This is a genomic window from Acinetobacter sp. F9 (assembly GCF_019195275.1).
GTDB classification, from domain to species: Bacteria; Pseudomonadota; Gammaproteobacteria; order Pseudomonadales; family Moraxellaceae; genus Acinetobacter; species Acinetobacter pseudolwoffii.
This window is the reverse complement of the sequence record NZ_CP078068.1, coordinates 2,078,603-2,103,422: the sequence shown is the minus strand read 5'-3', so window position 1 is coordinate 2,103,422 and position 24,820 is coordinate 2,078,603. Positions and strand designations below refer to the sequence as shown.

Below are 24,820 nucleotides of genomic sequence, written 5' to 3'. Positions count from 1 at the left end.
ATGAAAATGTTACACTCAAGTCATAAACTTAAACACAAGAAGATCAGTCATAATGAGTTATAAAGCAGAAACCCTTGCGATTCATGCAGGTTATAGCCCTGAAGCCACCACCAAAGCAGTTGCAGTGCCAATTTACCAAACTACGTCTTATGCCTTTGACAATACTCAACATGGGGCCGATTTGTTCGATTTAAAGGTACAGGGCAATATCTATACCCGGATCATGAACCCGACCACGGCGGTGTTAGAGCAACGTATCGCCGCACTTGAAGGCGGGATTGGCGCACTTGCTTTAGCGTCTGGTATGGCTGCAATTACCTATGCGATTCAGACCATTGCTGAAGCCGGTGACAATATTGCATCCGTATCTACGCTCTATGGCGGCACCTATAACCTGTTCGCACACACCCTGCCGAAGCAAGGTATTGACGTGCGTTTCTTTGATTATGAAAAACCGGAAAGCTTGCGTAGTTTAATTGATGACAAGACCAAACTGGTCTTTGTGGAATCCATTGGTAATCCACTGGGTAATATTATTGATCTGGAAGAGATTGCAAAAATCGCGCATGAGTACGGTGTGCCTGTGGTCGTGGACAACACGGTGGCAACGCCAGTGCTACAAAAATCTTTTGATTTTGGTGCCGACATTATCGTGCATTCATTGACCAAATATATCGGCGGTCATGGCAATTCGATTGGTGGCATCATTGTCGATAGCGGTAAATTCCCGTGGGGTAAATATCCTGAACGCTTTCCCGCGCTGAATACCCCCGATCCAAGTTATCATGGCGTAAACTATGTCGAAGTTCTCGGTGAAGCAGCTTATATCGCTCGAGCGCGTGTGGTGCCACTACGCAATACTGGGGCCGCGATCAGCCCGCAGAATGTGTTCCTGATCCTGCAAGGTTTGGAAACTTTAAGTCTGCGTATGGAGCGTCATACTGAAAATGCGCTTAAAATTGCGGAATATTTACAGCAGCATCCTAAAGTAAAATGGGTCAATTACGCTGGTCTGAAAGATCATCCACAACATGCCTTGGCACAAAAATATGTAAAAGGTAAACCATCTGCGATTCTGACCTTTGGCGTAGAGCATGGTCTTGAAGGCGGCACACGTTTTATTGATGCGCTGCAACTGTTTACCCGTCTGGTCAATATCGGTGATGCCAAAAGTCTCGCTTGTCATCCGGCGACCACCACACATCGCCAACTCAATGCCGAGGAGTTAAAATCAGCAGGTGTCAGTGAAGATATGGTGCGACTCTCGATTGGGATTGAACATATTGATGACTTGATCGCGGATCTGGAACAGGCACTAGCGACCGTTTAAAGGCGTGTTTCATCTGACTCAAAACTCCACCCTTTCTGGTGGAGTTTTTTTATTTATATTCTAAAACAGCCACTTGCTTTGCTTTTTATTTTCATGGTAAAAGTTAAATGAAATAGCGAACACAAATAGAGCAATTACTCTAATTTTTATTTTAATTTCAATAGTTTAATTTATAGATTTTCCTGAAGAATTGGTTATCATATCTGTACTCACCTTCGCTCTCATCTCCTGTTAGAGCGCCATACACCTTTAATAAAAATAATTTGAACGCTGACTTCAAATTAGGGATAACAAATGTGAAAACTAGACTACACAAACAACTGGAAAAATCTGTTGCAGGTAAAACCGTCCTGATCACCGGCGCATCCAGCGGTATTGGGTTAACGACGGCACATCAACTGGCCGATGCAGGTGCGCATGTTTTACTGGTGGCCCGTACTCAAGAAACCCTAGAACAAGTAAAAGCAGACATTGAAGCCAAAGGCGGCAAAGCCTCAATCTTTCCATGCGATTTAAACAATATGGAGGCGATTGATGAGGTGTCCAAACAGATCATTGCCTCAGTCGATCATATTGATATTCTGATCAATAATGCGGGGCGTTCGATTCGCCGCGCCGTGCATGAATCGGTCGACCGCTTCCATGATTTTGAACGGACCATGCAGCTGAACTATTTCGGCGCCGTGCGTCTGGTCATGAATATCTTGCCACAAATGATGATCCGTCGCGCGGGTCATATCATTAACATCAGTTCGATTGGCGTACTGGCCAATGCCACCCGTTTTTCGGCCTATGTCGCGTCAAAAGCCGCACTGGATGCCTTTAGTCGCTGTCTGTCTGCCGAAGTGCATTCGCATAAAATCGCCATCACCTCGATCTATATGCCTTTGGTACGCACTCCGATGATTGCACCAACCAAAATTTATAAATACGTCCCGACACTTTCTCCGGAACAGGCAGCTGACCTGATTGCCTATGCCATCGTGAAACGTCCGAAGAAAGTTGCCACCGGTTTGGGTCGTCTGGCCTCGATTACTTATTCGATTGCTCCGGATATCAACAATGTTCTGATGTCGATTGGTTATAACCTGTTCCCAAGTTCAAGTGCCTCTGTGGGTCAACCACAAAAATTAAATTTGGTGCAAAAAGCATATGCACGGCTGTTCCCGGGCGAACACTGGTAATTTTTACTGGGATAATTTCCTGAAAATACGAGCCGCCGACCGGGCGGCTTTTTTGATGTCTCAGTTTTAAATCTCTAGGTGAAAGCAAGCTCATCTGGATCACACACGACATAGCCTGTCTTTATCGACACAGATTTTTGCCGCAAATGCTGCGAGATCACGTACACTATCTGCGGATATTTCCTATCCGTATTTTTATATTTTGATTGAAATGATGGAAACCCTTATGAACAACGCGCAATGGCTCGATGAAGTAAAATTTAACGAACAAGGATTAGTCCCTGCCATTGCCCAGCATCATCAAACTGGTCGTGTCTTGATGGTGGCCTGGATGAATCGTGAAGCGCTGGCACTGACGGCTGAGAAAAACCAAGCCGTGTATTTCTCCCGTTCACGCAGCAAATTATGGCATAAGGGCGAAGAATCAGGACATTTTCAAACCGTACATGAAATCCGTCTGGACTGTGATGCCGATGTAATTGTGCTGCAAATTGAACAGCATGGCGGCATCGCTTGTCATACTGGTCGTGAATCATGTTTCTATCGTAAACTCACGCCAAATGGCTGGGAAATTGTCGATGCACAGCTGAAACACCCGTCTGCAATTTATGGTGAAAAATCCACAAATCCGCATACGCTGGCGATGGAAGCGTCAAGCGCCCAGTCTGAACAGGTCGAAGTCTTGTCCTATCTGGGCCAGATGATGGCAGAACGCAAACAGGCCGATCCGGATTCCTCTTATGTGGCCAAGCTCTATCACAAAGGCCTGAACAAGATTTTAGAAAAAGTCGGTGAAGAAAGCTTTGAAACTGTGCTGGCTGCCAAAGATTTCAACGCTCAGGTCTCTGAAGACAATAAAAATGATCTGATCTATGAAGTTGCTGATCTGTGGTTCCATACCATTGTGATGCTGGGTTATTTCGATATCGAACCGCAACTGGTCTTGAATGAGCTGGCACGTCGTCAGGGCTTATCCGGTCTAGTTGAAAAAGCCAGCCGTCAGCATTAAATGATGAATATGCCTGTGTCTGATCTGCAAAAACCCAAGGCCACTTATGAGCAGGCCACTGCCATCGATAATGCCCGTCTGGGTAATTCCTTTAAAGTGATTGCCTATGCCGGCACAGGTAAAACCACCACACTACAAATGATCAGTGATGCCATGCCTGAACGGCGTGGCATGTATCTGGCTTTCAACAAAGCCATTGCCAGTGAAGCGCAAGCCAAATTTCATCGTGGCGTGGATTGCCGCACTTTTCACTCGCTGGCATTTCGCAGTGTTCCACGTGGAATCACCGACAAGCTGCGTCTGCCCCGTTTAAGCCCAAGCTTTATTGCCAAAGAATACCGTCTGGAACCGATGACCATGCGCCGTATGATGGGTGGGCGTTATGAAAAATATGTCTTGATGCCTTCGCGTCTGGCGAGTTTAGTCGCCAATGCGGTTGGCTATTTCTGTTCGACCAGTTCGCAATACCCTGCTCCGCGGCATATTCAGGCACCGAGCTGGTTACATCCAGATGATATTGAGATCCTGCAAAAGAAACTTTATCCGGCCGTAGAACGGCGCTGGCTAGAATCAATCGATCCCAATCATCAGGCCGGGATTGGCCATGATATTTACCTGAAACTCTGGGCGCTGTCTGAACCGAATATTCCGGCCGATTATGTGCTGTTTGATGAAGCGCAGGATGCCGACCCACTCATGCTCGGAATTTTGCTGAAACAGCGGAATACTCAGGTGATTTATGTCGGTGATGCGCATCAGCAGATTTATGCTTGGCGCGGTGCGGTGAATGCCATGCAGCAACTGCCTTTACCCGAATCACGCCTGACCACATCGTTTCGTTTTGGCCCTGAAATCGCGTTAAATGCCAATGCCATTTTAGGTGCACTGAATGAAACCGTGCCTTTGCTTGGCAATCCGTTGTTAGATTCTAAAGTCGTGAATAAACCGCATACCAAAATGCGGGATGCAATTTTATGCCGGACCAATGCCCGGGCCATGGAACTGTTACTTGCCGGACTGGTGCGTGGTGATAAAGTCAGCCTGCAAGCTGATCATGTCAAACTGAATCGTTTTGTCGATGCGGCTGCCATGTTGAAACAGGGCAAACGTGTGGTCGATGTGCCGGAACTGGCTTGGTTTAATTCCTGGCATGATGTGCATGAATACTGTGAAACCAATGAAGGTAGCGACATCAAACCGCTGGTTAAACTGGTCGATGAACATGGCACCGATCCATTGAAAAAAGCCCTGGCCAAAATCACCCCGATTGGACAGGCGGACTATATTATTTCCACTGCCCATAAGGCCAAAGGTTTGGAGTGGGAACGGGTGCATATTGAAGATGACTATCAGTTTAAGCTGAATGAAAAAGATCATAAAATTAGTGATGAAGAGCTACGTTTACTTTACGTGGCCTGTACACGTGCTAAAGTAAGCTTAAATATTCATCACATTTATGACCTGATTCAACAACTGAAGATCAAGATGCCGCAGTCGCTTCGTCAAGCCGTCGGTTAAGGTATGGATGTAAAATCATGGTACAGGTGACCTATGCACATCGAAGCGCTTCAACTGAAACACACCCTGCATTTTCCAGAGATTCAGCTTCAGCTTGATTATTCACAATATCCGCTTACCTTAATTTTGGGCAATCAGGGTACTGGCAAAACCACTTTGTTACGCTGTGCTTATCAGGCGCTGACCTGGTTTGCAGCGCGTTATCGCGATAGCCGGGCTGCCGGTCTGGTGATGCAAGATCTGGACATCATGCAACACCGGCTGCAATCCAAAATTGATATCCGGGTTGGCTTTCCCGAAGAGGTTTCAGCGCTTACAGAATCCAGCCAGACTGAAGCTGTACAGCAACAGAGCTGTTCCTGGCAAGTCTATAAGACTTTAAATAGTCAGGGACTCGGCTTTAGCAAAGCAGAAACTGCGCAACTGGACAGCATGCTTGGGCTTTATCAGAAAGCCCGATTCAATGATCCTTTGCTCGGCTTGCCGCTGATTGCCTATTATCCTGCCGACCGCTTTGTCAATGACGTCAATCTGATCAGCAAAAACAATCCAGCCATTTTCCATACAGCGTATGCTTACGACATTGGCGCGATTCCGTTTACGACCTTTGCCCGTTTCTTTGAATGGTTGCGTGAAGTCAGTGATATTGAAAATGCGCAAAGCGCCAAGATCATGGATCAGATTTTAGCACGTGCCTTGCAGCAACCTGAAGATATTCAGGGAGATGAACTAGCGCGGCAGATTGAAAAAGCGCAAGCACAGCTCCATACCCCGCATTTAACGGCCTTAAAAAATGCCCTGTCGCAGGTATTGCCTGACATCAGCCAGATTGAGTTAAAATACCAGCCCAAGCTGCAACTGATGCTGACCTATCAGGACAAGCGTTTTACTTTTCAGCAGCTTCCCAATAGCGTCCGCATCTGGATTGCACTGGTGGGCGATATCGTACGGCGTCTTTGTCTGCTCAACCCGAACAGTTTATTTCCATGTCAGGAAGGTACAGGAGTGTTGTTGATTGATGCCATTGATCATCAGCTGGATCAGGATCTGGCAGCAGAGATTCTGCCACGTCTGCATCAGGCATTTCCTAACTTGCAAATTATTGCCACCGGCAACCGACCTGAGTTACTGGAACATGCACAGGCCTTTCAGTGCTTAAGACTCGAAAATAAACAGTTGCATCCAATTCATCTTGAAAGCATGAAAATCCAGTTTGATCAGATCTATGCCGAAATGGGTCTACATACTGATCCAGACGCAATTCCTGCCGAAGAAGCGCTAATAGAAACCGTCACGGAACAGGCTACACCGCTTGCTGTATTACAGCGGATTCAGCAACAGTTGAGTCCTGAACAACAGCAGGAATTGTTACGTTTACTTGCTCAGGATCAGCCGACGCTACCGCAATCGCTCTAAGCAACGTTGAAAAACAGTAATGATCGTTTCGATGAGTATCGAGATTTATCCAGACCATTTTAGTGCTGTCTTTTTGCAATTGTAAAACTGCATTTAGTCATATTTACAATCAATGCTTGCAATTTAATCTTAATTTTCGGTCACTTCTGGATGATCTGTTTAAGCATCCACCCCACGCCAAAAGCCTGCTCGCGTATAATTTATAAGTTCGACATAAAAACGTTGATGTTGTTGTTATCCTGTAATATGATCGGTTTTATTTGCGAATTTCATTGTAAAATCGGAATTTGCTATCGTTTATAAGTTGCGCAATACAACTGTTTTTATATTCTTTTTGAATATTCTTTTGGCTTTCAAGATTGAGAAGTTTGGGTTGCTCCTTGTAATCCTGTAGTCCTTGAAAGATGAAGATTCACCCTAGGTTGGTCACAACCTAAATCACGACAATGGATACGAGTGTGCTGCCGATTATTATATTGTTACCGTTAGTATTAGGCACAACCCTTGTCTCGTGGCTGAAGCAATTTTCGCGCGGGGTAACGGCTTTAGGGGCAATTGGTGTCAGCCTCAGCAGTTTCTTATTATTATTGAGTCAGGCGCCTGCCATCTTTGATGGTGCCGTGATCATTCAGACCTGGTCCTGGCTGCCCCAGCTCGGGATCGATTTCAGTTTCCGTCTGGATTCTCTGGCCCTGCTGTTTGCCTTGCTGATCAGTGGCATAGGCACCCTGATCTATATTTATGCCTATTATTATCTCAATCCTAAAAATTCGCTGAGCAAACTTTATTTCTTGCTGATGCTGTTTATGGCAGCCATGCTCGGAATTTCATTGTCGAATAACTTGCTGATCCTGCTGGTTTTCTGGGAACTTACCAGTATTTCATCATTTTTACTGGTGGGCTATTGGAGCAATTACGAAGCCGCACAGCGCGGCTCACGTATGGCCTTGACCATTACCGGCATGGGTGGCTTGGCCATGCTTGGTGGCTTCATCCTGCTGGGTCAAATTACCGGCACTTATCAGATTGATCAAATCCTGACGATGACTGAACAGATCCAGTCACATGCGCTATTTGTTCCCACTTTGTTGCTGATTTTACTCGGTGCCTTTACCAAGAGTGCGCAGTTCCCCTTCCATTTCTGGTTACCCAATGCCATGGCAGCACCGACACCGGTCTCTGCCTATTTACACTCGGCCACCATGGTCAAAGCCGGCCTGTTTCTGGTCGCACGTTTACTCCCGATTTTTGCGGGCGCGGCACTGTTTCATAATATTGTGACCTTTGTCGGTCTGTTTACCCTGTGCATGGCCGCCTTTTTTGCCATTTTTAAGGAAGATCTGAAAGGCTTGTTGGCCTATTCAACCATCAGTCATCTGGGTCTGATCATGTGTCTGCTCGGGATTGGTTCTCCACTGGCAGTCGCAGCGGCAATTTTCCATATTATTAACCATGCCACCTTTAAAGCGGCCCTGTTTATGATTGCCGGTATTATCGATCATGAATCTGGCACCCGTGATTTACGTAAGCTTTCAGGTCTATGGCAACTGCTGCCCTTTACTGCAACGCTGACCATGATCACTGCGGCCTCTATGGCCGGTGTTCCATTGACCAATGGTTTCCTCTCCAAAGAGATGTTCTTTACTGAGCTGGTGGCCAATTTAAGCGGGCCAGTGCTGGTCGGTTCAGCCATTGTGGCAACATTAGCCGGAATTTTTGCAGTCACTTATTCGATTCGTCTGGTGCATGGGGTATTTTTCGACGGCCCACTGGGCAAGCAAGTCCCGAATAAAAATGCGCATGAGCCACCATTTGGCATGCGCGCACCCGCTACTTTACTGGCATTTCTATGTATTTTAGTGGGTCTATTGCCAGCACTTTTGGTCGAAAAAATCGTGAATAGTACCACGCAGGCAACGACTCAAAATTTTGCTTTTGAAGGTACGCATCTGGCCCTCTGGCATGGGTTTAATCTGCCATTATTAATGAGTGTGATTGCTTTGGCCGGTGGTGCAGTGTTTTACTTTTCTCTGGCCAAAGGTGGTGCCTTACGTGAAATTGATCTGGATCCAAAACTGGGCCGCTTACAGGGTCGGATCCTGTTTGACCTGTTCCTGAAAAATCTGCTGTTAAATTCACGTCGTTTCCGCCGTGCCACTGAAACTGGCAAATTACAAAGCTATTTATTGTGGATTGTGATCTTTACCATCGGTCTGGTTGGTTTCCCATTGCTATCCAATGGTATCGGTAGCGGTACGCGTGAGCTGACCCACGCCCCTGCCCTGGCCATTGTCTTGTGGATGTTGCTATTTTCTGCCTGCTGGATGCTGCTATGGTTCCATCATGAACGGATTAAAGCGGTACTGATCAGTGGTGCAGTGGGTCTGGTGGTAACCATGGTCTTTATTGGCTTCTCGGCACCTGACCTGGCATTGACCCAAATTACAGTCGATGTGGTAACCACCGTCTTGTTATTAATGAGTTTATCTCTGCTACCGCAGCTAACCCCTTATGAATCCAGTCCAACCCGGCGCTGGCGCGATGCGATCATTGCGCTGGGCGGCGGTCTCGGTATTGCCACCATCGCCTGGCTGATCATGACCCGTGATCATAATTCTATTTCATGGTTCTTCCTGCAGCAGTCAATTCCACTCGGCGGCGGCACCAATGTGGTCAATGTGATTCTGGTCGACTTCCGTGGTTTCGATACCTTCGGCGAAATTACTGTACTCGGGATTGCCGCGATTGGTGTGCTTAGCCTGATGGATGGCATGCGTGCGCATGGCACCACCATGACCCAAGGTTTGACCTATCGATTTAATCCCTCCCCCTTGATGTTACGTATCACGGCATCATGGATTTTACCTGTAGCTCTGGTAGTCAGCCTGTATATCTTTATGCGTGGCCATAACCTGCCGGGCGGTGGATTCATTGCAGGATTAGTCACCTCACTGGCCTTAATTATTCAATATATTGCAGTGGGACAGGATAAAACTGAACAGTTGCTGGGTGCCAAATCTGGTCGTTTGTATGAAATCTGGATTGGCGTGGGTTTAACCATTGCCGGTTTGACCGGGGTTGCAGCCTGGTTCTGGTCACGCCCATTCCTGACCAGTGCGCATATTTATGTCTCGCCACCCGTGATTGGAGAAATGCATCTGGCTTCGGCGGCGCTGTTTGATGTCGGTGTCTATGTCACTGTAGTCGGTGCGACCATGCTGATGATTTCTGTGCTGGGCGATTCACGTCACTCCAGTATGACTGGCCCAGTACCAAGAGGATAATAGAATGATGAGTTTAGAATTTTTATTAGCCTCCGCCATTGGTCTACTCGCCGCCACCGGAATCTATCTGATTCTGCGTGCGCGTACTTTTCCGGTGGTGCTGGGCTTGGCCATGATTGGTTATGCGGTCAACCTGTTTTTATTTGCCATGGGGCGGATCCAGATGAATTCGCCTGCCGTATTGACCGAGGCCTCCAGAGTCACCGATCCCCTTCCGCAGGCACTGGTGCTGACCGCCATCGTGATTGGCTTTGCCACCACTGCCTTTATTGTTCAGCTGGCACTGCGTAGCCGTTATGAATCAGGAACAGACCACGTTGATTCAAAAGAAGAAACACCTCAGATTGACCCACGTGAGGATGAGCCTTAATGACTGATCTTCTTCACTTCTGGTCTCAACATACGCCAATTTTCAGTATTCTTTTACCGGCCCTTACCGCTTTTAGTCTGGTACTTTTAGGCAATCCGGGTTCTGGCTCCCTGACCACAGACTGGCGTCAGCCTTGGCGTCGTGGTATCAGCCATATCTCGGGTATCTTGGGTCTGATCATTGCGGTCAGTTATTTAATTGACAGCAGTCAGGGTCAAGTCAGTGTATATACACTGGGCGAATGGGCGGCACCTTTTGGGATCGTGCTGGTGCTGGACCAACTCTCTGCCATGATGCTGGTGTTGACCTATGCCCTGGCAGTACCGGTGGTCTGGTATGCCAGTAAAGAATGGGATACCCGTGGCCGTTATTTCCATACCATGGTGCATTTCCTGCTGATGGGCCTGACCGGCGCCTTCCTGACTGGTGACTTATTCAACCTGTTCGTATTCTTTGAAATCTTGCTGATGGCGTCCTATGTGCTGCTATTGCATGGACAGGGCAAGGCGCGTTTCCAGCTGGGAATTCATTACGTCACCATTAACCTGCTGGCTTCTGCGCTGTTCCTGATTGGACTCGGCATGATTTATGGCAGTGTCGGCAGTCTGAACATGGCCGATGTGGCGCGCTTAATGCCTACCTTGGCAGCAGATCAGCATAAACTGGCCGTTGCCGGTGGACTCATGCTATTCGTGGTCTTCGGGATTAAGGCGGCAATGCTGCCGGTGGGCTTCTGGTTACCCAAAACCTATGCCGTAGCCACCACCCCTGTTGCCGCACTCTTTACCATCATGACCAAAGTCGGGATCTATGCGATTTTGCGAATCAATGGAACTGTTTTTGATGATGAATACAGCCATCAGATTCTGATGAACTGTCTACTGGTGATCGGTCTGATTACTTCAGTCTATGGTGTCATTTGTGCGATTGGTACAGAACGCCTGCGCCGTTTTGTCGGCTTTATGGTGCTGTCTTCAGTCGGCACGATTCTGGTGGCGATTGGCATGAATACGACTGCAGCCTGGGCCGGCGCCCTGTACTATATGGTACACAGTACCCTGATTGCTGCAGCATTTTATATCCTGTCTGGCTGGATTACCTCACAGCGCGGTGAGTTCAAAGATCATTTTAAAATCGCACCGCTGATGAAACAGAACAAGCTGGTTTCGATTATCTATTTCATCATTGCCTTGATGATGGCCGGTCTGCCACCGTTCAGCGGCTTCTTTGGCAAAGTCTTTATTTTGCAGGCTTCTGCCAATTCAGAGCATCAGATGATCATTATCCTGACCATTCTGCTGGTGAGTTTCCTCAGTATTCTGGCTTTTACTCGAGTCGGCTTTATGCTGTTCTGGCGCTCGACCAAACCTGAAGATGATTTGAATTCTGACGATTTCCACAAATATGAAGCTTTACCCAGTAAGGCACCTGCACGTAATGATCACACGATCTATTTGCTACTTGCCGGCTTAACAGCTTATGTTGTATTTGCTGGACCGATCTATCAATATAACTATCAGACGGCAGAACAGATTAAAAACAATCCGGTCTATGAAGCTGCCCTGTTAAAACGTGATGCAGAAGGTCAATTTATTAGTGTGCAACCCTTTGATCCAAGTTATTTGCCAGAAACCAAATATGGTGGCGAGGTGGTGGATCCAAATGCACATCTGATTCCTTATATGATTTCAGAAGCCACTTTGGAAGGTGAAAATATTTCTGAATTCAAACAACGTCAGATTGACCAGCAGCATATTGAACAAACCCAACATGATGATAATCAACTTAAACCGGCGGAGGGACCTTAATGGCTGAATCATTCCTGCAACGTTGGTTCCCGCACCCGTTGGTTTCTGTAATCGTGGGACTCAGCTGGACTTTACTGTCACATAGCACAGAAGCCGGAACCTTGCTGGTGGCCCTGCTTCTGGCGATTGTCATTCCCAAAATGGTCGCGCCGTTTATTGACTATACCCCGAATATCCAGTGGCGGCCTGCGCTGCGTCTGTTCTTTGTCGTGGTCTGGGACATTGTGGTGGCCAATCTTAAAGTTGCAAAACTGGTCTTGGGGCCGACCAAAAACCTACATCCCAAATGGTTCCGTGTGCCTCTGGAAACCGAGCATGAAGAAGTCAACACCTTACTGGCCATGATTATTACCACTACACCGGGCACAGTCACTGCCGGTATTGATCAGGATCGTGGTGATATTCTGGTGCATGCTTTAAGCACGGATGATGAAGCAGCTGAAATCGAGCTGATCAAACAACGTTATGAACAGCCCTTGCTTAAAATTTTCAGCGCACAGACAGGAGAAAAAATATGACGATTCTGCCTTATGCATTAATGATTTGCTTGGGTGCAGTCACTGTCTCGATGTTACTCTGCCTGATCCGACTCATTACCGGCCCTTCTATCGTTGACCGCCTCCTGGCACTCGATACCCTGTTCCTGAATGCCACCTGTCTGATTGTCATTTTGGGAATTTACTGGAGCAGCACTTTTCTGTTTGAAGAGGCTTTACTGGTGGCGATGCTCGGCTTTGTCTCTACAGCAGCCTTGGCGCGTTATTTCACCACTGGCCATGTCATCGACTAGGAGTTTTTAAATGCCGTTAATTTTAGAAATACTAGTTTCGATTTTTTTATTGATTGGTGCTTTCTTCATGCTGGTCGGAGGGATTGGGATGGTACGCCTGCCCGATCTGTTTATGCGGCTGCATGCACCGACCAAATCCAGTACCTTGGGCTTGGGCAGTTTTCTGATTGCCGCGATTATTTTTTCTGCCATGTACGGCCGTTTCGGTTTTGCTGAAGTGCTGATTACCCTATTTGCCTTTATCACTGCGCCAGTATCGGCCAATCTGATGGCGCAGGCAGCATTGCATTTACGTTTACGCTCACTAAGTGGTGAGGTTCCAGAAACACTAGAGCGTCCCCTGCCTTGGCAACGTTCACGTCGCCGTGCTTTTTATGAGAAAAAAATGAATCATAAAAATGATGATCTCACTTGATTTGGACTATTTTTAGATAGGTCGATTCACTTCTAATGTTTAAAGTTTCAATAAAGCCAGCTATAAAAAAGCCACCTTCGGGTGGCTTTTTTATTGTCCTATGACTTATTCATCATCTTTTTTTGCTTCAGCTTCAGGTAAATCCTTCACAGCTTCAGCAATTAGACCAAACATATAGTTACCATAGGCATTGGTCTTGTCGTAATGGAAACGTAGACGAGGTGTAATACGGGTTTTGATACGACGGCTCAGTTCGTGACGCAGGAAACCAGAGGCTTTGTTTAACACCTCTAAAGTTTCTTTATTCGCCGCTTCACTTTGTTCATCGCCCAGCTCACGTCCCATAACAGTGACATAAACTTCCGCATATCCCAAGTCCGGGCTCACCTTCACGGCAGAGATGGTCACCAGACCACCTAAGCGTGGATCTTTCAGCTCCTGACGGATCAGTTCTGACAACTCGCGTTGTACTGTATCCGCCATACGCTTCAGACGTTGACTACCCGCCATTAAAGACTCCGTTTAATCAGTTGAACATCGTACACTTCGATCTTATCCAGTGCTTTGATGTCTTTATAACCTTTCACCGCAAGACCACATTCCATACCGGCACGAACTTCTTCAACCACTTCTTTATAGCGACGAAGAGATTCAAGCTCGCCCTGGAATACCACCACGTCATCACGGAGTACGCGAATCGGTTTGTTACGATGCAATACGCCTTCAAGAACCATACAGCCCGCAGCCGCACCGAATTTACTTGAGTGGAATACTTCACGTACTTGTGCAACACCCAGAATCGTTTCACGATGTTCAGGTGCCAGCTTACCGCTCATTGCTGCTTTCACATCATCAATCAATTGATAGATAATTGAGTAGTAACGAATGTCGATGCTGTCTGCATCGGCTTTTTGACGCGCAGTGTTGTCCGCACGAACGTTAAAGCCAAGTAGAACTGCTTCTGAAGATTCAGCCAGTGTTACGTCAGACTCGGTGATTGCACCAACGCCCGAACCAATAATACGTACTTTCACTTCATCCGTTGCAAGTTCAGCAAGTGCAACATGCAAGGCTTCCAGTGTACCGCGTACGTCAGTTTTCAGCACCACGTTCACGATAGGCACATCTTTCTTGCCCATAGACGCCATGATGTTTTCAAGACGCATTGCAGATTGACGCTCAAGACGTTTTTGACGTTCACGATCCATACGTGCATCGGCAACTTCACGTGCTTTTTTCTCATCGCTAACAACAAGAACTTCGTCACCTGCCATTGGCGCTTCTGGAAGACCCAAAATTTCCACTGGAATTGAAGGACCTGCGGATTTGATACGCTGACCATTTTCATCGGTCATTGCACGAACGCGACCATAAGATGAACCAGCAAGAACCAGGTCACCCACTTTCAAGGTACCGTTTTGAACCAGAATAGACGTGACCGCACCACGGCTGTTGTCTACACGTGCTTCAATCACCACACCTTGTGCAGCACCTTCTTCCGATGCTTTCAATTCAAGCAATTCAGCCTGGATCGAAATCAGGTCTAGAAGTTCATCGATACCTTGACCAGAATGCGCCGAAACCATGGCAACCGGTACATCACCGCCCCATTGTTCAGGTACGATCTGTTTGGTGGTCAATTCGTTCAATACGCGATCTGGATCAGCAGATTCTTTATCCATCTTGTTGATTGCAACAATGATTGGTGTACCTGCAGCACGTGCATGGTCGATTGCTTCTGCAGTTTGTGGCATAACACCATCATCTGCTGCAACAACCAGTACCACGATATCCGTTGCTTTGGCACCACGTGAACGCATTGCAGTAAACGCTGCGTGTCCCGGAGTATCAAGGAAGGTAATAATACCTTTGTCGGTTGTAACGTGGTAAGCACCGATATGCTGGGTAATACCGCCTGCTTCGCCTTGCGCCACTTTGGCACGGCGGATACGGTCAAGAAGCGATGTTTTACCATGGTCAACATGGCCCATGATGGTAACCACTGGTGCGCGCGTTGTTTGTGCACCACGTGCTTCTTCAGCTGCTTCAAGCAAGTTATCTTCAGCTTGCGTATCAGAAACCAATACCGGGTTATGACCCATTTCTTCTACGATTAACGCTGCAATTTCCTGATCAATGGCTTGGTTCTGAGTAACCAGCTCACCCATTTTCATGAGAGATTTAATAACTTCACGAACCTTGATCGCCATTTTCGCAGCCAGGTCAGCCACAACAATGGTTTCACCAATTTCAACATCGTAAACCTGTTTCTTCACAGGTTTTTCGAAGCCGTGCTTATTGCCCTGGCTGGTTTTCAAACCGCGTTTAGGCTGTTTGCTGAAGCTCTGTTCTTCCTGACCACGACGTCCACCTTTTTTCGGTGCACGTGCAGCTGGGGTATTGGTACCACGTTTGATCTCGCGGTCTTCTTTGGCAAATGAGTCTTCATATGCCTGACCTACCAAACCGGCAGCAAGCGGAGAATCATCTACGACACGAATCGTTGCTGTTGTATCTTCAGCGGTGTACTTAGACGCCATCTGACGCATTTGTTCAAGCGTACGTTGCTGCGCTTCTTCAGCCGCTTTACGACGTGCTGCTTCTTCAGTCGCTTTTAATTGCGCTGCCTGAGCTTCACGTGCTTTTTTCTGTTCAGCCGTTTCAGTTTGTTTAACAACCTGTTTTACAATCGGCTTGTTGGTCGATTTGCGTTTTACCACGACTGCCGCTTTAGAAACTTCTTGCTTGTCGCTGGTTTGTTTTGCAGCAGCACGCATCGCTTCTAGAGCTTTACTCGCGTTATTTACGCCAGTTTTCGGAGCTTCAGCAGAAGAAGCAGCTTGTGCTGTATTCTGCTCAGGCGCAGCTTTGGCCTGTTGTTCAGCCTTGGCTTTCGCCAATGCTTCTGCTTTGATCTGTTCTGGATCAGGCTTAACAAATGTATGCTTCTTGCGAACTTCTACATTAATCGTTTTCGCCTTACCTGAAGTACTCGCAACTTTTGCAGTACTGGTTGTTTTACGTTTCAACGTGATTTGCCCTGCTTGGCTTTCTGAACCTTGTGATTTCTTCACATGGCTCATCAAGCTATCTTGTTGTTCGGTGGTAATAATATCGTCAGCTTTACGCTGTGGTAAACCTGCCTCACGAACCTGCTCTAGGAGCTTCTCAACTGGACGACCCACGCTGAGGGCTAACTCTTTAATCGACTTGTCCGTCATATACTACCTCCTAGTTAAACCATGATTCGCGCGCTTTCATAATGAGTTGACCGGCTTTCTCAGCACCCAAACCTTCAATATCTTCGATATCGTCGGTCGCCTGATCTGCCAAATCGTCAACTGTTACCACACCACGAGCTGCTAGAGCTTGCGCGATCTCTGCTGTCATGCCTTCCATTGCAACAAGTTCTTCACTTGGCGCTTGTATATTCTCTTGCTGTTGTAATGCATCAGCAAGTGCAATTTCTTTCGCACGGCTTTGCAATAATTCAACCAGTTCAGCATCAAGTTCGATTTCATCAAACGTTTCTGCAGGGACATAAGCAATTTCTTCAAGCGAGGTGAAGCCCATTTCTACCAGTGCCATCGCCAAATCTTCCGCGATATCCAGACGTGTTACAAACATGTCCAGATACTGTTGCGCTTCGTTTTGTTGACGGGCGTAGTATTCCTCTTCCAGCATCATGTCCAGCTTGTAGCCAGTCAATTCTGATGCCAGACGAACGTTCTGACCTTGTGAACCAATCGCACGAGCCAATTGATCACTCGTTGCAAAGATGATGTCTGCAGTACGGGCATCTTCATCGATGACAATACTCGATACATCTGCTGGTTCCAGTGCGCTGGCGATGTACTGGGCAGGGTCGTCAGACCATACCACGACATCGATACGCTCACCGTTCAATTCTTGTTGAACAGCCTGGATACGTGTACCACGCATACCAATACATGCACCAACCGGATCAATACGGTGATCATTTGTTTTTACTGCAATTTTAGCACGCACGCCTGGTTGACGAGCTGCTGCTTTAATTTCAATAATTTCTTCAGAAATCTCAGGGATCTCTTTCTTCATCAATGCGATCAGCATATCCGGCTTGGCACGTGACAACTGGAGTTGCGCACCACGACCTTCACGGTTCACATTGAACAGAATCGCATTCATACGTTGCTTCGGACGAAGAATTTCTTTCGGAATCATTTCTTCACGTGCAAGGTATGCTTCAGCATTATCACCCAAGTCAATGATAAAGCCATCTTTGGTTTGTTTCTTCACTTCACCATAGATCAGCTCGCCGACTTTGGATTCGTAAGCATCGGCCACAAGTGCGCGTTCTGCTTCACGGATCTTCTGTACAATCACTTGCTTGGCAATTTGTGCTGCAATACGACCGAAATCAATCGATTCTACTTCGAGTTCACGAATATCACCAATTGACCATTGTGCAGGATCAAGATCAGAAATCGCATCCTGACACGCTGGCATTTCATGATCTTCGTCAGCGACTACTTCCCACTGACGAAAAGTACGGTAGTCACCTGTTTTGCGATCAATTTCCACACGTAAACGTGCTTCTTCAGAGCGAGTTCCTTCGTAGAATTTTTTCTTGGTCGCCGCAACTAAAGCTTGCTCAAGCGCTTCGAAAATTGCTTCACGAGGTACACCCTTTTCGTTACTAACCGTTTCAACGACGGTCAGAATTTCACGTGCCATACGTCACCTATTCGTTAAATTTTTATTTATTCAATTAATCTTGGAAGACCAAATTTGCTTTATCGATATTGTGACTGTCGATCTCCAATACCTGTTGCTTTTCTACTTCAACTTGAATCATTTCATTGTCTAGGTCGACTGCAACTAGTTTGGCCTGGAATTTACGACGGTTATCTACTGCACTAATCAGACGTAATGCTACGCTATGACCAATATAGCCTGACATCTGTTCGAGCTGGAAGAATGGACGATCCCAGCCTGGAGAAGACACTTCAAGTGAATATTCACCCGAGATCGGATCATGAACATCCAGCATGGCGCCGACTTGCTGCGTTACACGCACACAATCCTGAACACCAATACCACGCCCCTGTTCCTCTTCACCGTCTTCATTAACGGCCGGTTCAGCGCTTGCATCGACCGGTTTGTCGATGTAGATACGTAATAACGAACGTTTACCCTGTGGCAGGAACTCAATCCCCCAAAGGTTTACATTACAGGCTTCAACTGCCGGTGCAATCAAGTCCTGAAGTGCTTGAGTTTTATTTGATAGCTTCATTTACTCTCGTCATCTGGTGCGATTTTATGATCTATTTGACCACTACAAACCAATACAAACTATAGTAGTAGTGAAACATGGAGACGTGACCAAATAATGTCGACACTACACGATAGCCAATAAAAAAGGGCGTAAATCGCCCCAATTAAGCACAATAGCGATTTTTTTCAAATCCCACTGTGCAAAAAGGCCCACCTTGTTGTGAGCCTCTTTTTAGAAACTTGGTAGCGGGAGCTGGATTTGAACCAACGACCTTCGGGTTATGAGCCCGACGAGCTACCAGACTGCTCCATCCCGCATCAACGTGCAAAAATTATATACAAAAGATGAGAGCTTTTCAATCAAAACTGCATCATTCTGCATATTTGTCATCTGTGACTGAAAAAATGGTAGTGGGTGCTGGATGTAAACCAACAACCTTCGCCAGTTTATAGAGAGTTGAGCCCGACAAGCAATCAACTAAATCCATAAATAACGTTTACCAAACCATTTAAATGGTAGCGGGAGCTGGATTTGAACCAACGACCTTCGCTAGATTATAGAGAGTTGAGCCCGACAAGCAATCAACTAAATCTATAAATAACGTTTACCAAACTATTTAAATGGTAGCGGGAGCTGGATTTGAACCAACGACCTTCGGGTTATGAGCCCGACGAGCTACCAGACTGCTCCATCCCGCATCAGCGTACAAATAACATTCAGCTTAAAAAAACTTAAACTGCTTTTAAAGTTTGCATCTTTAAAAGATTGGTAGCGGGAGCTGGATTTGAACCAACGACCTTCGGGTTATGAGCCCGACGAGCTACCAGACTGCTCCATCCCGCAACAACATGCAAATTATATTTCTCAGCTTAATAACTTATTAAACTGCCTCTTAAAAGTTTGCGTCTTTAAAAAGGATTGATTGGTAGCGGGAGCTGGATTTGAACCAACGACCTTCGGGTTATGAGCCCGACGAGCTACCAGACTGCTCCATCCCGCATCAACAGAAGTTTTTTCAGCTGCATACACCAACTTAAATTTCTGGATTATAAGTTGGTGCGGAAGGGGGGACTTGAACCCCCACGCCCGAAAGCACTACCACCTCAAGGTAGCGTGTCTACCAATTCCACCACCACCGCAGCTGTGACGCATTCTAGTCGCATCACTGGAAAAAAGAAAGGACTAATTAAAACTATTCGGTCGTTTCTGGTGCAGTTGGTGAAGTTTCATTCGATTGCACAGGCATGGTCGGCGCAGATTGAACCGTTCCCAAACTATAGGCATTTGTGCTGTCTTTCTTGGCCAAAACAGCCAGAGTCAAACTGGTCACAAAAAATAGCGCCGTTAAAATAGCAGTCAAACGGGTCATAAAATTGCCGGAACCCGATGCCCCGAATACTGTCGCCGCACCACCGCCACCGAAAGAGGCACCAGCATCTGCACCTTTACCATGCTGAACCAAAATCAAGACAATCATCAAAACAGCTAAGATAATATGTACTACCAGCACAAAAGTTTGCATGCTGAACTCCTAATTATTGTGTATTTGCAAATGCATGAGCAATTTTATGGAACGACTCAGCATTGAGTGATGCACCACCGACCAATGCCCCGTTGATATCCGGGCAGGCTGCTAACTCTACTGCATTTTCCGGCTTGACACTACCACCATATAAAATCGCCATACTCTCGCCATAGCCCGTAATCTGGCTTAAACCTTGACGGATTTGTGCATGCATGGCCTGCGCATCTTCAGGAGAAGCAGTTTTACCGGTTCCAATTGCCCAGATCGGTTCATAGGCAATCACGACATTTTTCCATTGCTCCGCTTCAACCACAGCAGCGATATCACAAATTTGTTGCAATACGACAGCTTCTGCCTGCCCTGCTTCACGTTGTTCCAGGCTTTCACCGACACAATAGATTACAGTCAAACCAGCACTTAAAGCATTCTTGATTTTAGCATTTAAAATATCAGACTTTTCTGCAAATATTTCACGGCGCTCGGAATGACCCACCAGTACATACTGGATTTGGCTGTCTGCAAGTAATTCAGCACTGACTTCACCGGTGTAGGCGCCTGTTCCAGAAATACGTGAAACATCTTGTGCTACGGTATAAATCGGACGAACTGCAGATGACAGTTCTGCCTGAATCCGGCTTAAGGCAATCGCAATTGGTGCTACACCTAAATGACATTGATCTTCGGCAATCGGTGCAGTTTCCAGTAAATTCTTAATATCACGCACCAAGCTCAATGCCTCTGCCTGCACCGGATTCATTTTCCAGTTACCTATCACCCAAGGGGTAATCGTCGAAACCGACATAATTAACCTATTTCATTTACATATTTTGAATTGGGCACATTCTACACGGAATTGGAAAATTAAAAGAATAGTTTTCTTATCACTCATTCTCGGTTTAGACTATCCAAAATGGTTATTTTTTGTTATCACTTAAAAAAATGGGGACTTCTTCCAACCAGTTCATGCTTTTACTGGAGATGAAGAAGCTAGCAGCACTCTTGGCTATGGTATTTTTACGTAACAAACGTATAATTTTAGTATAGCAATTAAAAGAATTTAATGAGTAGGCATTTATAGCATGACAGCATTACAGGGGTCGCCGAGATTTACCGGATTTATTCGTCGTTTGGTCGAGGAAGGCGTCATCTCGGCTGAAGATATGCGCAGTGCATTGGCGCATGCCAAACAAGAAAAAATCGATATTGTCGCGGAGCTGATTAACCAGCAACAGCTTTCCCCGACCGTCATTGCTGAAACGATTTCAGTTGAATTTGGCGAACCGCTGTTTGATATCAGCGCCTATGATCCTGCCCAAATTTTGCGGGATGCGATTGATGAAAAGCTGATTACCAAGCATCGCATCCTGCCGATTTTTAAAAATTCCAGTATTTTGTATGTTGCAACCAGTAACCCGACCAATATCGAAGCAATTGATGCAGTCCGTTTTTCGACTAAACTCAATATTGAAACCATTATTGTTGAACATAATAAGCTTGAAAAACTGATCGAGCAGAATTTTACTGAAGAAAGCACCTTTGAGTTTGATGAAGACTTTGATCTGGATGTAGATTTCGATTCATCTGATCCGAGTAAAGAAGAAGATGAAAAAGACAAAGGTGAAGAAGAAGCACCGATTGTCAAATATATCAATAAATTATTAATCGATGCGATTCGTATGGGTGCTTCGGATCTGCATTTTGAACCTTATGAAAAAATCTACCGGGTTCGTTATCGGGTCGATGGGGTACTGCGCCAAATTGCAACACCGCCGCTGCAGTTGGCAACCCGCCTGTCTTCACGTTTAAAAGTCATGTCGCAAATGGACATTTCTGAAAAACGTGTTCCTCAGGATGGCCGTATCAAGCTGAAACTCTCAAAGAACAAAGCCATTGATTTCCGTGTCAACTCATTACCGACCCTGTTTGGCGAAAAACTGGTACTGCGTATTCTAGATCCATCTAGCGCGATGCTGGGGATCGATGCACTCGGTTATGAACCGGAACAAAAAGAACTGTTTATGCAGGCGCTGGATAAACCGCAAGGCATGCTGCTGATTACCGGGCCAACGGGTTCTGGTAAAACGGTTTCACTTTATACCGGTTTGAACATCCTGAATCGTGAAGATACCAATATTTCCACCGCGGAAGATCCGGTCGAGATCAACCTGCAAGGAATTAACCAGGTCAACGTCAACAATAAAGTCGGCCTGACCTTCTCTGCTGCCTTGAAGTCATTCTTACGCCAAGATCCAGATATCGTGATGGTCGGTGAGATCCGGGATCTGGAAACTGCAGAAATTGCCATTAAAGCGGCACAGACCGGTCATATGGTGATGTCAACGCTGCATACCAACAGTGCGCCTGAGACCCTGACCCGTTTACGCAATATGGGCGTGCCGTCTTTTAATATTGCCACTTCAGTGAATCTGGTTATTGCACAACGACTAGCACGTCGCCTGTGTTCACAATGTAAAAAACCTGCCGACATTCCACAGCAGAGTTTATTGGAAATGGGTTTTACCGAAGCAGATCTCCAGCAACCAGAGTTCCAGATCTATGAGCCGGTAGGTTGCAATGAATGTCGCGAAGGCTATAAGGGTCGTGTAGGTGTTTATGAAGTCATGAAAGTGACGCCTGAAATTTCTAGAATTATTATGGAAGATGGCAATGCACTTGAAATTGCCGATGCTTCTGCCCGTGCAGGTTTTAACAATTTACGCCGATCAGGTTTAATCAAGGTGATGCAGGGGGTGACTTCTTTACAGGAAGTCAATCGTGTCACCAGCGAATGATCGTGCGCTGATCTAAAATAAGGATAAAGGTATGGCAGCAGTAAAGAAAGGCCAGATGATGCCGATCTTCAGCTATGAAGGAATTGATCGTAAAGGGGCAAAGATCAAGGGGGAATTGCCGGCGCGCAACATGGCACTGGCCAAAGTGACGCTCAGAAAACAGGGCATCAGCATCAAGACCATTCGGGAAAAGAAAAAAAACATTCTCGAAGGCTTAATGAAAAAACGTGTCAGCACACTGGATATTACGATTTTTACCCGACAGCTCGCGACCATGATGAAAGCCGGCGTACCTTTAGTACAAGGCTTTGAAATTGTTGCAGAGGGTCTGGAGAATCCAGCCATGCGTGAAGTCGTTCTGGGGATTAAAGGTGAGGTGGAAGGTGGTAATACCTTTGCCGGTGCACTGCGTAAATACCCGCAATACTTCGATAAACTATTTTGTTCACTGGTCGAATCGGGTGAACAATCCGGTGCGCTAGAAACCATGCTGGATCGGGTCGCGATCTACAAGGAAAAAAGTGAACTGCTCAAGCAAAAAATTAAAAAAGCCATGAAGTACCCGGCTGCGGTGGTCGTGGTCGCGCTGATTGTCACGATTATTCTAATGGTAAAAGTGGTCCCGGTTTTCCAGGATTTATTCTCTTCATTTGGTGCTGACTTACCGGCTTTTACCAAAATGGTGGTCAATATGTCGGAATGGATGCAAAAATATTGGTTCCTGCTCATTATTGCCATTGGGGCCATCATTACGGCTTTTCTGGAAGCAAAAAAACGCAGTAAAAAATTCCGTGATTTTCTGGATAAAGCAGCACTTAAAGCACCGATTTTCGGTGATCTGGTGTATAAAGCGATTATTGCCCGTTATAGCCGTACCTTGGCCACCACTTTTGCAGCCGGTGTACCCTTGATTGATGCACTGGAATCCACTGCTGGCGCAACCAATAACGTGGTGTATGAAGATGCCGTCATGAAAATCCGCGAAGATGTTGCCACTGGTCAGCAATTACAGTTTGCCATGCGGGTGACCAACAAGTTTCCATCTATGGCCGTGCAAATGGTCGCCATTGGTGAGGAATCCGGTGCGTTAGATGCCATGCTGGATAAAGTTGCTACCCATTATGAAAATGAAGTCGACAATGCCGTAGACGGTCTCACTTCCATGATGGAGCCCTTGATCATGGCTGTTCTCGGTGTACTTGTCGGTGGTCTGGTGATTGCCATGTACCTTCCAATCTTCCAAATGGGTTCTGTGGTTTAATGCAAGATCTTATTCAATATTTCATTCAAAACCCAACAGCGCTGTATAGCGCAGTTGGGCTTTTTAGTCTCTGCATTGGTAGTTTCTTAAATGTGGTGATTTATCGCACTCCCAAGATGATGGAGCAGGAATGGCGTACCGATTGCCAAATGTTCCTGCATCCGGAACAGCCAATTATTGATGAGACCAAATTAAGTTTAAGCAAACCCGATTCGACTTGCCCCAAATGTCATCAGCCAATCCACTGGTACCAGAATATTCCCGTCATCAGCTGGCTGGTCTTGCGCGGCAAGTGCGGCAACTGTCAAAATCCCATCAGTACCCGCTATCCATTTATTGAGCTTCTGACCGCGGCCTGTGCGCTGATGGTGGTGGCTGTTTTTGGTCCGACTGTCCAGATGTTATTTGGCCTGATTCTGACTTATGTCTTAATTGCACTGACCTTTATTGATTTTGACACCCAGTTATTGCCGGACCGTTATACCCTACCCCTGGCCGCGCTGGGTCTGGGCGTCAATAGTTATGCCCTCTATACCTCACCGAGTTCTGCCATCTGGGGCTATATCATTGGCTTCCTGTGTTTGTGGGTGGTGTATTATGTCTTTAAAATTGTCACTGGCAAGGAAGGTATGGGCTATGGCGATTTTAAATTGCTTGCCGCCTTGGGTGCCTGGATGGGGCCTTTGCTATTACCATTAATTGTGCTCCTTTCTTCTTTAGTGGGTGCGATTATCGGGATTATCCTGCTGAAAGTCCGTAAGGAAAATCAGCCTTTTGCCTTTGGTCCCTATATCGCGATTGCCGGCTGGATTGCTTTTCTGTGGGGCGAGCAGATTATGAAAGTGTATTTAGGTCAATAAA

20 protein-coding genes and 5 tRNA genes are annotated in these 24,820 nt (G+C 46.4%); 14 read left to right on the top strand and 11 right to left on the bottom strand.

The genetic code is table 11. The features are described from left to right. Positions 1–52: 52 nt before the first annotated feature. The 11 genes from KT990_RS09940 (at position 53) to KT990_RS09890 (ending at position 13,124) form a co-directional block, all read left to right on the top strand. Positions 53–1,330 (top strand): O-acetylhomoserine aminocarboxypropyltransferase/cysteine synthase family protein, encoded by a 1,278-nt coding sequence (locus KT990_RS09940; RefSeq protein ID WP_005168919.1) that lies wholly within the window; start codon positions 53–55, stop codon positions 1,328–1,330. 296 nt (positions 1,331–1,626) lie between these two features. Then, positions 1,627–2,514 (top strand): SDR family NAD(P)-dependent oxidoreductase, encoded by an 888-nt coding sequence (locus tag KT990_RS09935; RefSeq protein WP_044108999.1) that lies wholly within the window; start codon positions 1,627–1,629, stop codon positions 2,512–2,514. A 226-nt stretch (positions 2,515–2,740) separates the two neighbouring features. Beyond that, positions 2,741–3,523: a bifunctional phosphoribosyl-AMP cyclohydrolase/phosphoribosyl-ATP diphosphatase HisIE gene (gene hisIE / locus KT990_RS09930; protein ID WP_159138540.1), complete on the top strand. Its 783-nt coding sequence runs from the start codon at positions 2,741–2,743 to the stop codon at positions 3,521–3,523. Between the two features lie 15 nt (positions 3,524–3,538). Beyond that, positions 3,539–5,041, top strand: a complete 1,503-nt coding sequence (locus KT990_RS09925; RefSeq protein ID WP_034608364.1) for a UvrD-helicase domain-containing protein — start codon at positions 3,539–3,541, stop codon at positions 5,039–5,041. A gap of 33 nt (positions 5,042–5,074) precedes the next feature. Further along, a complete protein-coding gene (locus KT990_RS09920; protein WP_218208720.1) occupies positions 5,075–6,457 on the top strand; it encodes an AAA family ATPase in 1,383 nt (460 codons plus the stop codon). A 446-nt stretch (positions 6,458–6,903) separates the two neighbouring features. After that, positions 6,904–9,741 carry a monovalent cation/H+ antiporter subunit A gene (locus tag KT990_RS09915; RefSeq protein WP_074383643.1) on the top strand — a complete coding sequence of 946 codons (2,838 nt, stop codon included), beginning with the start codon at positions 6,904–6,906 and terminating at the stop codon, positions 9,739–9,741. A 4-nt stretch (positions 9,742–9,745) separates the two neighbouring features. Then, positions 9,746–10,111, top strand: a complete 366-nt coding sequence (locus KT990_RS09910; protein WP_005168933.1) for a Na+/H+ antiporter subunit C — start codon at positions 9,746–9,748, stop codon at positions 10,109–10,111. Then, on the top strand, positions 10,111–11,919 hold the full coding sequence (locus tag KT990_RS09905; RefSeq protein ID WP_180076080.1) for a monovalent cation/H+ antiporter subunit D: 1,809 nt from the start codon (positions 10,111–10,113) through the stop codon (positions 11,917–11,919). The genes KT990_RS09910 and KT990_RS09905 overlap by 1 nt, the downstream gene beginning before the upstream one ends. Next, positions 11,919–12,437 (top strand): Na+/H+ antiporter subunit E, encoded by a 519-nt coding sequence (locus KT990_RS09900; RefSeq protein WP_005094373.1) that lies wholly within the window; start codon positions 11,919–11,921, stop codon positions 12,435–12,437. The genes KT990_RS09905 and KT990_RS09900 overlap by 1 nt, the downstream gene beginning before the upstream one ends. Continuing rightward, on the top strand, positions 12,434–12,709 hold the full coding sequence (locus tag KT990_RS09895) for a monovalent cation/H+ antiporter subunit F (protein WP_005094376.1): 276 nt from the start codon (positions 12,434–12,436) through the stop codon (positions 12,707–12,709). The genes KT990_RS09900 and KT990_RS09895 overlap by 4 nt, the downstream gene beginning before the upstream one ends. A gap of 10 nt (positions 12,710–12,719) precedes the next feature. Continuing rightward, positions 12,720–13,124 carry a Na+/H+ antiporter subunit G gene (locus KT990_RS09890; protein WP_005094378.1) on the top strand — a complete coding sequence of 135 codons (405 nt, stop codon included), beginning with the start codon at positions 12,720–12,722 and terminating at the stop codon, positions 13,122–13,124. Positions 13,125–13,229: 105 nt separating this feature from the next. On the opposite strand, the gene KT990_RS09885 is transcribed toward KT990_RS09890, so the two are convergent. The 11 genes from KT990_RS09885 to tpiA form a co-directional block, all read right to left on the bottom strand. Further along, positions 13,230–13,634, bottom strand: coding sequence for a ribosome-binding factor A (locus KT990_RS09885; protein ID WP_005094380.1), 405 nt, complete (start codon positions 13,632–13,634; stop codon positions 13,230–13,232). Further along, positions 13,634–16,345: a translation initiation factor IF-2 gene (gene infB / locus KT990_RS09880; RefSeq protein ID WP_005094383.1), complete on the bottom strand. Its 2,712-nt coding sequence runs from the start codon at positions 16,343–16,345 to the stop codon at positions 13,634–13,636. Before infB ends, KT990_RS09885 begins: the two co-directional genes overlap by 1 nt. 10 nt (positions 16,346–16,355) lie before the next feature. Next, positions 16,356–17,840: a transcription termination factor NusA gene (nusA, locus tag KT990_RS09875; RefSeq protein ID WP_005094384.1), complete on the bottom strand. Its 1,485-nt coding sequence runs from the start codon at positions 17,838–17,840 to the stop codon at positions 16,356–16,358. A 34-nt stretch (positions 17,841–17,874) separates the two neighbouring features. Next, entirely contained in the window at positions 17,875–18,399 is a 525-nt protein-coding gene (rimP, locus tag KT990_RS09870) for a ribosome maturation factor RimP (protein ID WP_005094386.1), read from the bottom strand. A gap of 222 nt (positions 18,400–18,621) precedes the next feature. Further along, positions 18,622–18,698 (bottom strand) — tRNA-Met (locus tag KT990_RS09865). Positions 18,699–19,002: 304 nt separating this feature from the next. Then, a tRNA-Met gene (locus tag KT990_RS09860) sits at positions 19,003–19,079 on the bottom strand. 68 nt (positions 19,080–19,147) lie between these two features. Further along, positions 19,148–19,224: transfer RNA gene (locus tag KT990_RS09855), tRNA-Met, on the bottom strand. Between the two features lie 80 nt (positions 19,225–19,304). Beyond that, a tRNA-Met gene (locus tag KT990_RS09850) sits at positions 19,305–19,381 on the bottom strand. Positions 19,382–19,435: 54 nt separating this feature from the next. Further along, positions 19,436–19,520: transfer RNA gene (locus KT990_RS09845), tRNA-Leu, on the bottom strand. 53 nt (positions 19,521–19,573) lie between these two features. Further along, complete coding sequence (gene secG / locus KT990_RS09840) at positions 19,574–19,903, bottom strand: preprotein translocase subunit SecG (protein WP_005094388.1); 330 nt, start codon at positions 19,901–19,903, stop codon at positions 19,574–19,576. 13 nt (positions 19,904–19,916) lie between these two features. Then, complete coding sequence (tpiA, locus tag KT990_RS09835; RefSeq protein WP_218208719.1) at positions 19,917–20,708, bottom strand: triose-phosphate isomerase; 792 nt, start codon at positions 20,706–20,708, stop codon at positions 19,917–19,919. Positions 20,709–20,985: 277 nt separating this feature from the next. On the opposite strand from tpiA, the gene pilB reads away from it, so the two are divergent. Genes pilB through KT990_RS13615 form a run of 3 tightly spaced genes read left to right on the top strand, consistent with a single transcriptional unit; the run spans position 20,986 to position 24,819 of the window. Beyond that, positions 20,986–22,698: a type IV-A pilus assembly ATPase PilB gene (gene pilB, locus KT990_RS09830; protein ID WP_218208718.1), complete on the top strand. Its 1,713-nt coding sequence runs from the start codon at positions 20,986–20,988 to the stop codon at positions 22,696–22,698. Between the two features lie 31 nt (positions 22,699–22,729). Continuing rightward, on the top strand, positions 22,730–23,959 hold the full coding sequence (locus KT990_RS09825; protein WP_100329414.1) for a type II secretion system F family protein: 1,230 nt from the start codon (positions 22,730–22,732) through the stop codon (positions 23,957–23,959). After that, complete coding sequence (locus tag KT990_RS13615; RefSeq protein ID WP_218208717.1) at positions 23,959–24,819, top strand: prepilin peptidase; 861 nt, start codon at positions 23,959–23,961, stop codon at positions 24,817–24,819. Before KT990_RS09825 ends, KT990_RS13615 begins: the two co-directional genes overlap by 1 nt. Position 24,820 lies beyond the last annotated feature (1 nt).

Excerpts from the sequence above, each read along its gene's own strand:
- KT990_RS09940 (WP_005168919.1), top strand. The coding sequence starts at position 53 with ATGAGTTATAAAGCAGAAACCCTTGCGATTCATGCAGGTTATAGCCCT.
- hisIE (WP_159138540.1), top strand. The coding sequence starts at position 2,741 with ATGAACAACGCGCAATGGCTCGATGAAGTAAAATTTAACGAACAAGGA.
- KT990_RS09920 (WP_218208720.1), top strand. The coding sequence starts at position 5,075 with ATGCACATCGAAGCGCTTCAACTGAAACACACCCTGCATTTTCCAGAG.
- KT990_RS09915 (WP_074383643.1), top strand. The coding sequence starts at position 6,904 with ATGGATACGAGTGTGCTGCCGATTATTATATTGTTACCGTTAGTATTA.
- KT990_RS09910 (WP_005168933.1), top strand. The coding sequence starts at position 9,746 with ATGATGAGTTTAGAATTTTTATTAGCCTCCGCCATTGGTCTACTCGCC.
- KT990_RS09905 (WP_180076080.1), top strand. The coding sequence starts at position 10,111 with ATGACTGATCTTCTTCACTTCTGGTCTCAACATACGCCAATTTTCAGT.
- KT990_RS09900 (WP_005094373.1), top strand. The coding sequence starts at position 11,919 with ATGGCTGAATCATTCCTGCAACGTTGGTTCCCGCACCCGTTGGTTTCT.
- KT990_RS09895 (WP_005094376.1), top strand. The coding sequence starts at position 12,434 with ATGACGATTCTGCCTTATGCATTAATGATTTGCTTGGGTGCAGTCACT.
- KT990_RS09890 (WP_005094378.1), top strand. The coding sequence starts at position 12,720 with ATGCCGTTAATTTTAGAAATACTAGTTTCGATTTTTTTATTGATTGGT.
- KT990_RS09885 (WP_005094380.1), bottom strand. The coding sequence starts at position 13,634 with ATGGCGGGTAGTCAACGTCTGAAGCGTATGGCGGATACAGTACAACGC.
- infB (WP_005094383.1), bottom strand. The coding sequence starts at position 16,345 with ATGACGGACAAGTCGATTAAAGAGTTAGCCCTCAGCGTGGGTCGTCCA.
- nusA (WP_005094384.1), bottom strand. The coding sequence starts at position 17,840 with ATGGCACGTGAAATTCTGACCGTCGTTGAAACGGTTAGTAACGAAAAG.
- rimP (WP_005094386.1), bottom strand. The coding sequence starts at position 18,399 with ATGAAGCTATCAAATAAAACTCAAGCACTTCAGGACTTGATTGCACCG.
- secG (WP_005094388.1), bottom strand. The coding sequence starts at position 19,903 with ATGCAAACTTTTGTGCTGGTAGTACATATTATCTTAGCTGTTTTGATG.
- tpiA (WP_218208719.1), bottom strand. The coding sequence starts at position 20,708 with ATGTCGGTTTCGACGATTACCCCTTGGGTGATAGGTAACTGGAAAATG.
- pilB (WP_218208718.1), top strand. The coding sequence starts at position 20,986 with ATGACAGCATTACAGGGGTCGCCGAGATTTACCGGATTTATTCGTCGT.
- KT990_RS09825 (WP_100329414.1), top strand. The coding sequence starts at position 22,730 with ATGGCAGCAGTAAAGAAAGGCCAGATGATGCCGATCTTCAGCTATGAA.
- KT990_RS13615 (WP_218208717.1), top strand. The coding sequence starts at position 23,959 with ATGCAAGATCTTATTCAATATTTCATTCAAAACCCAACAGCGCTGTAT.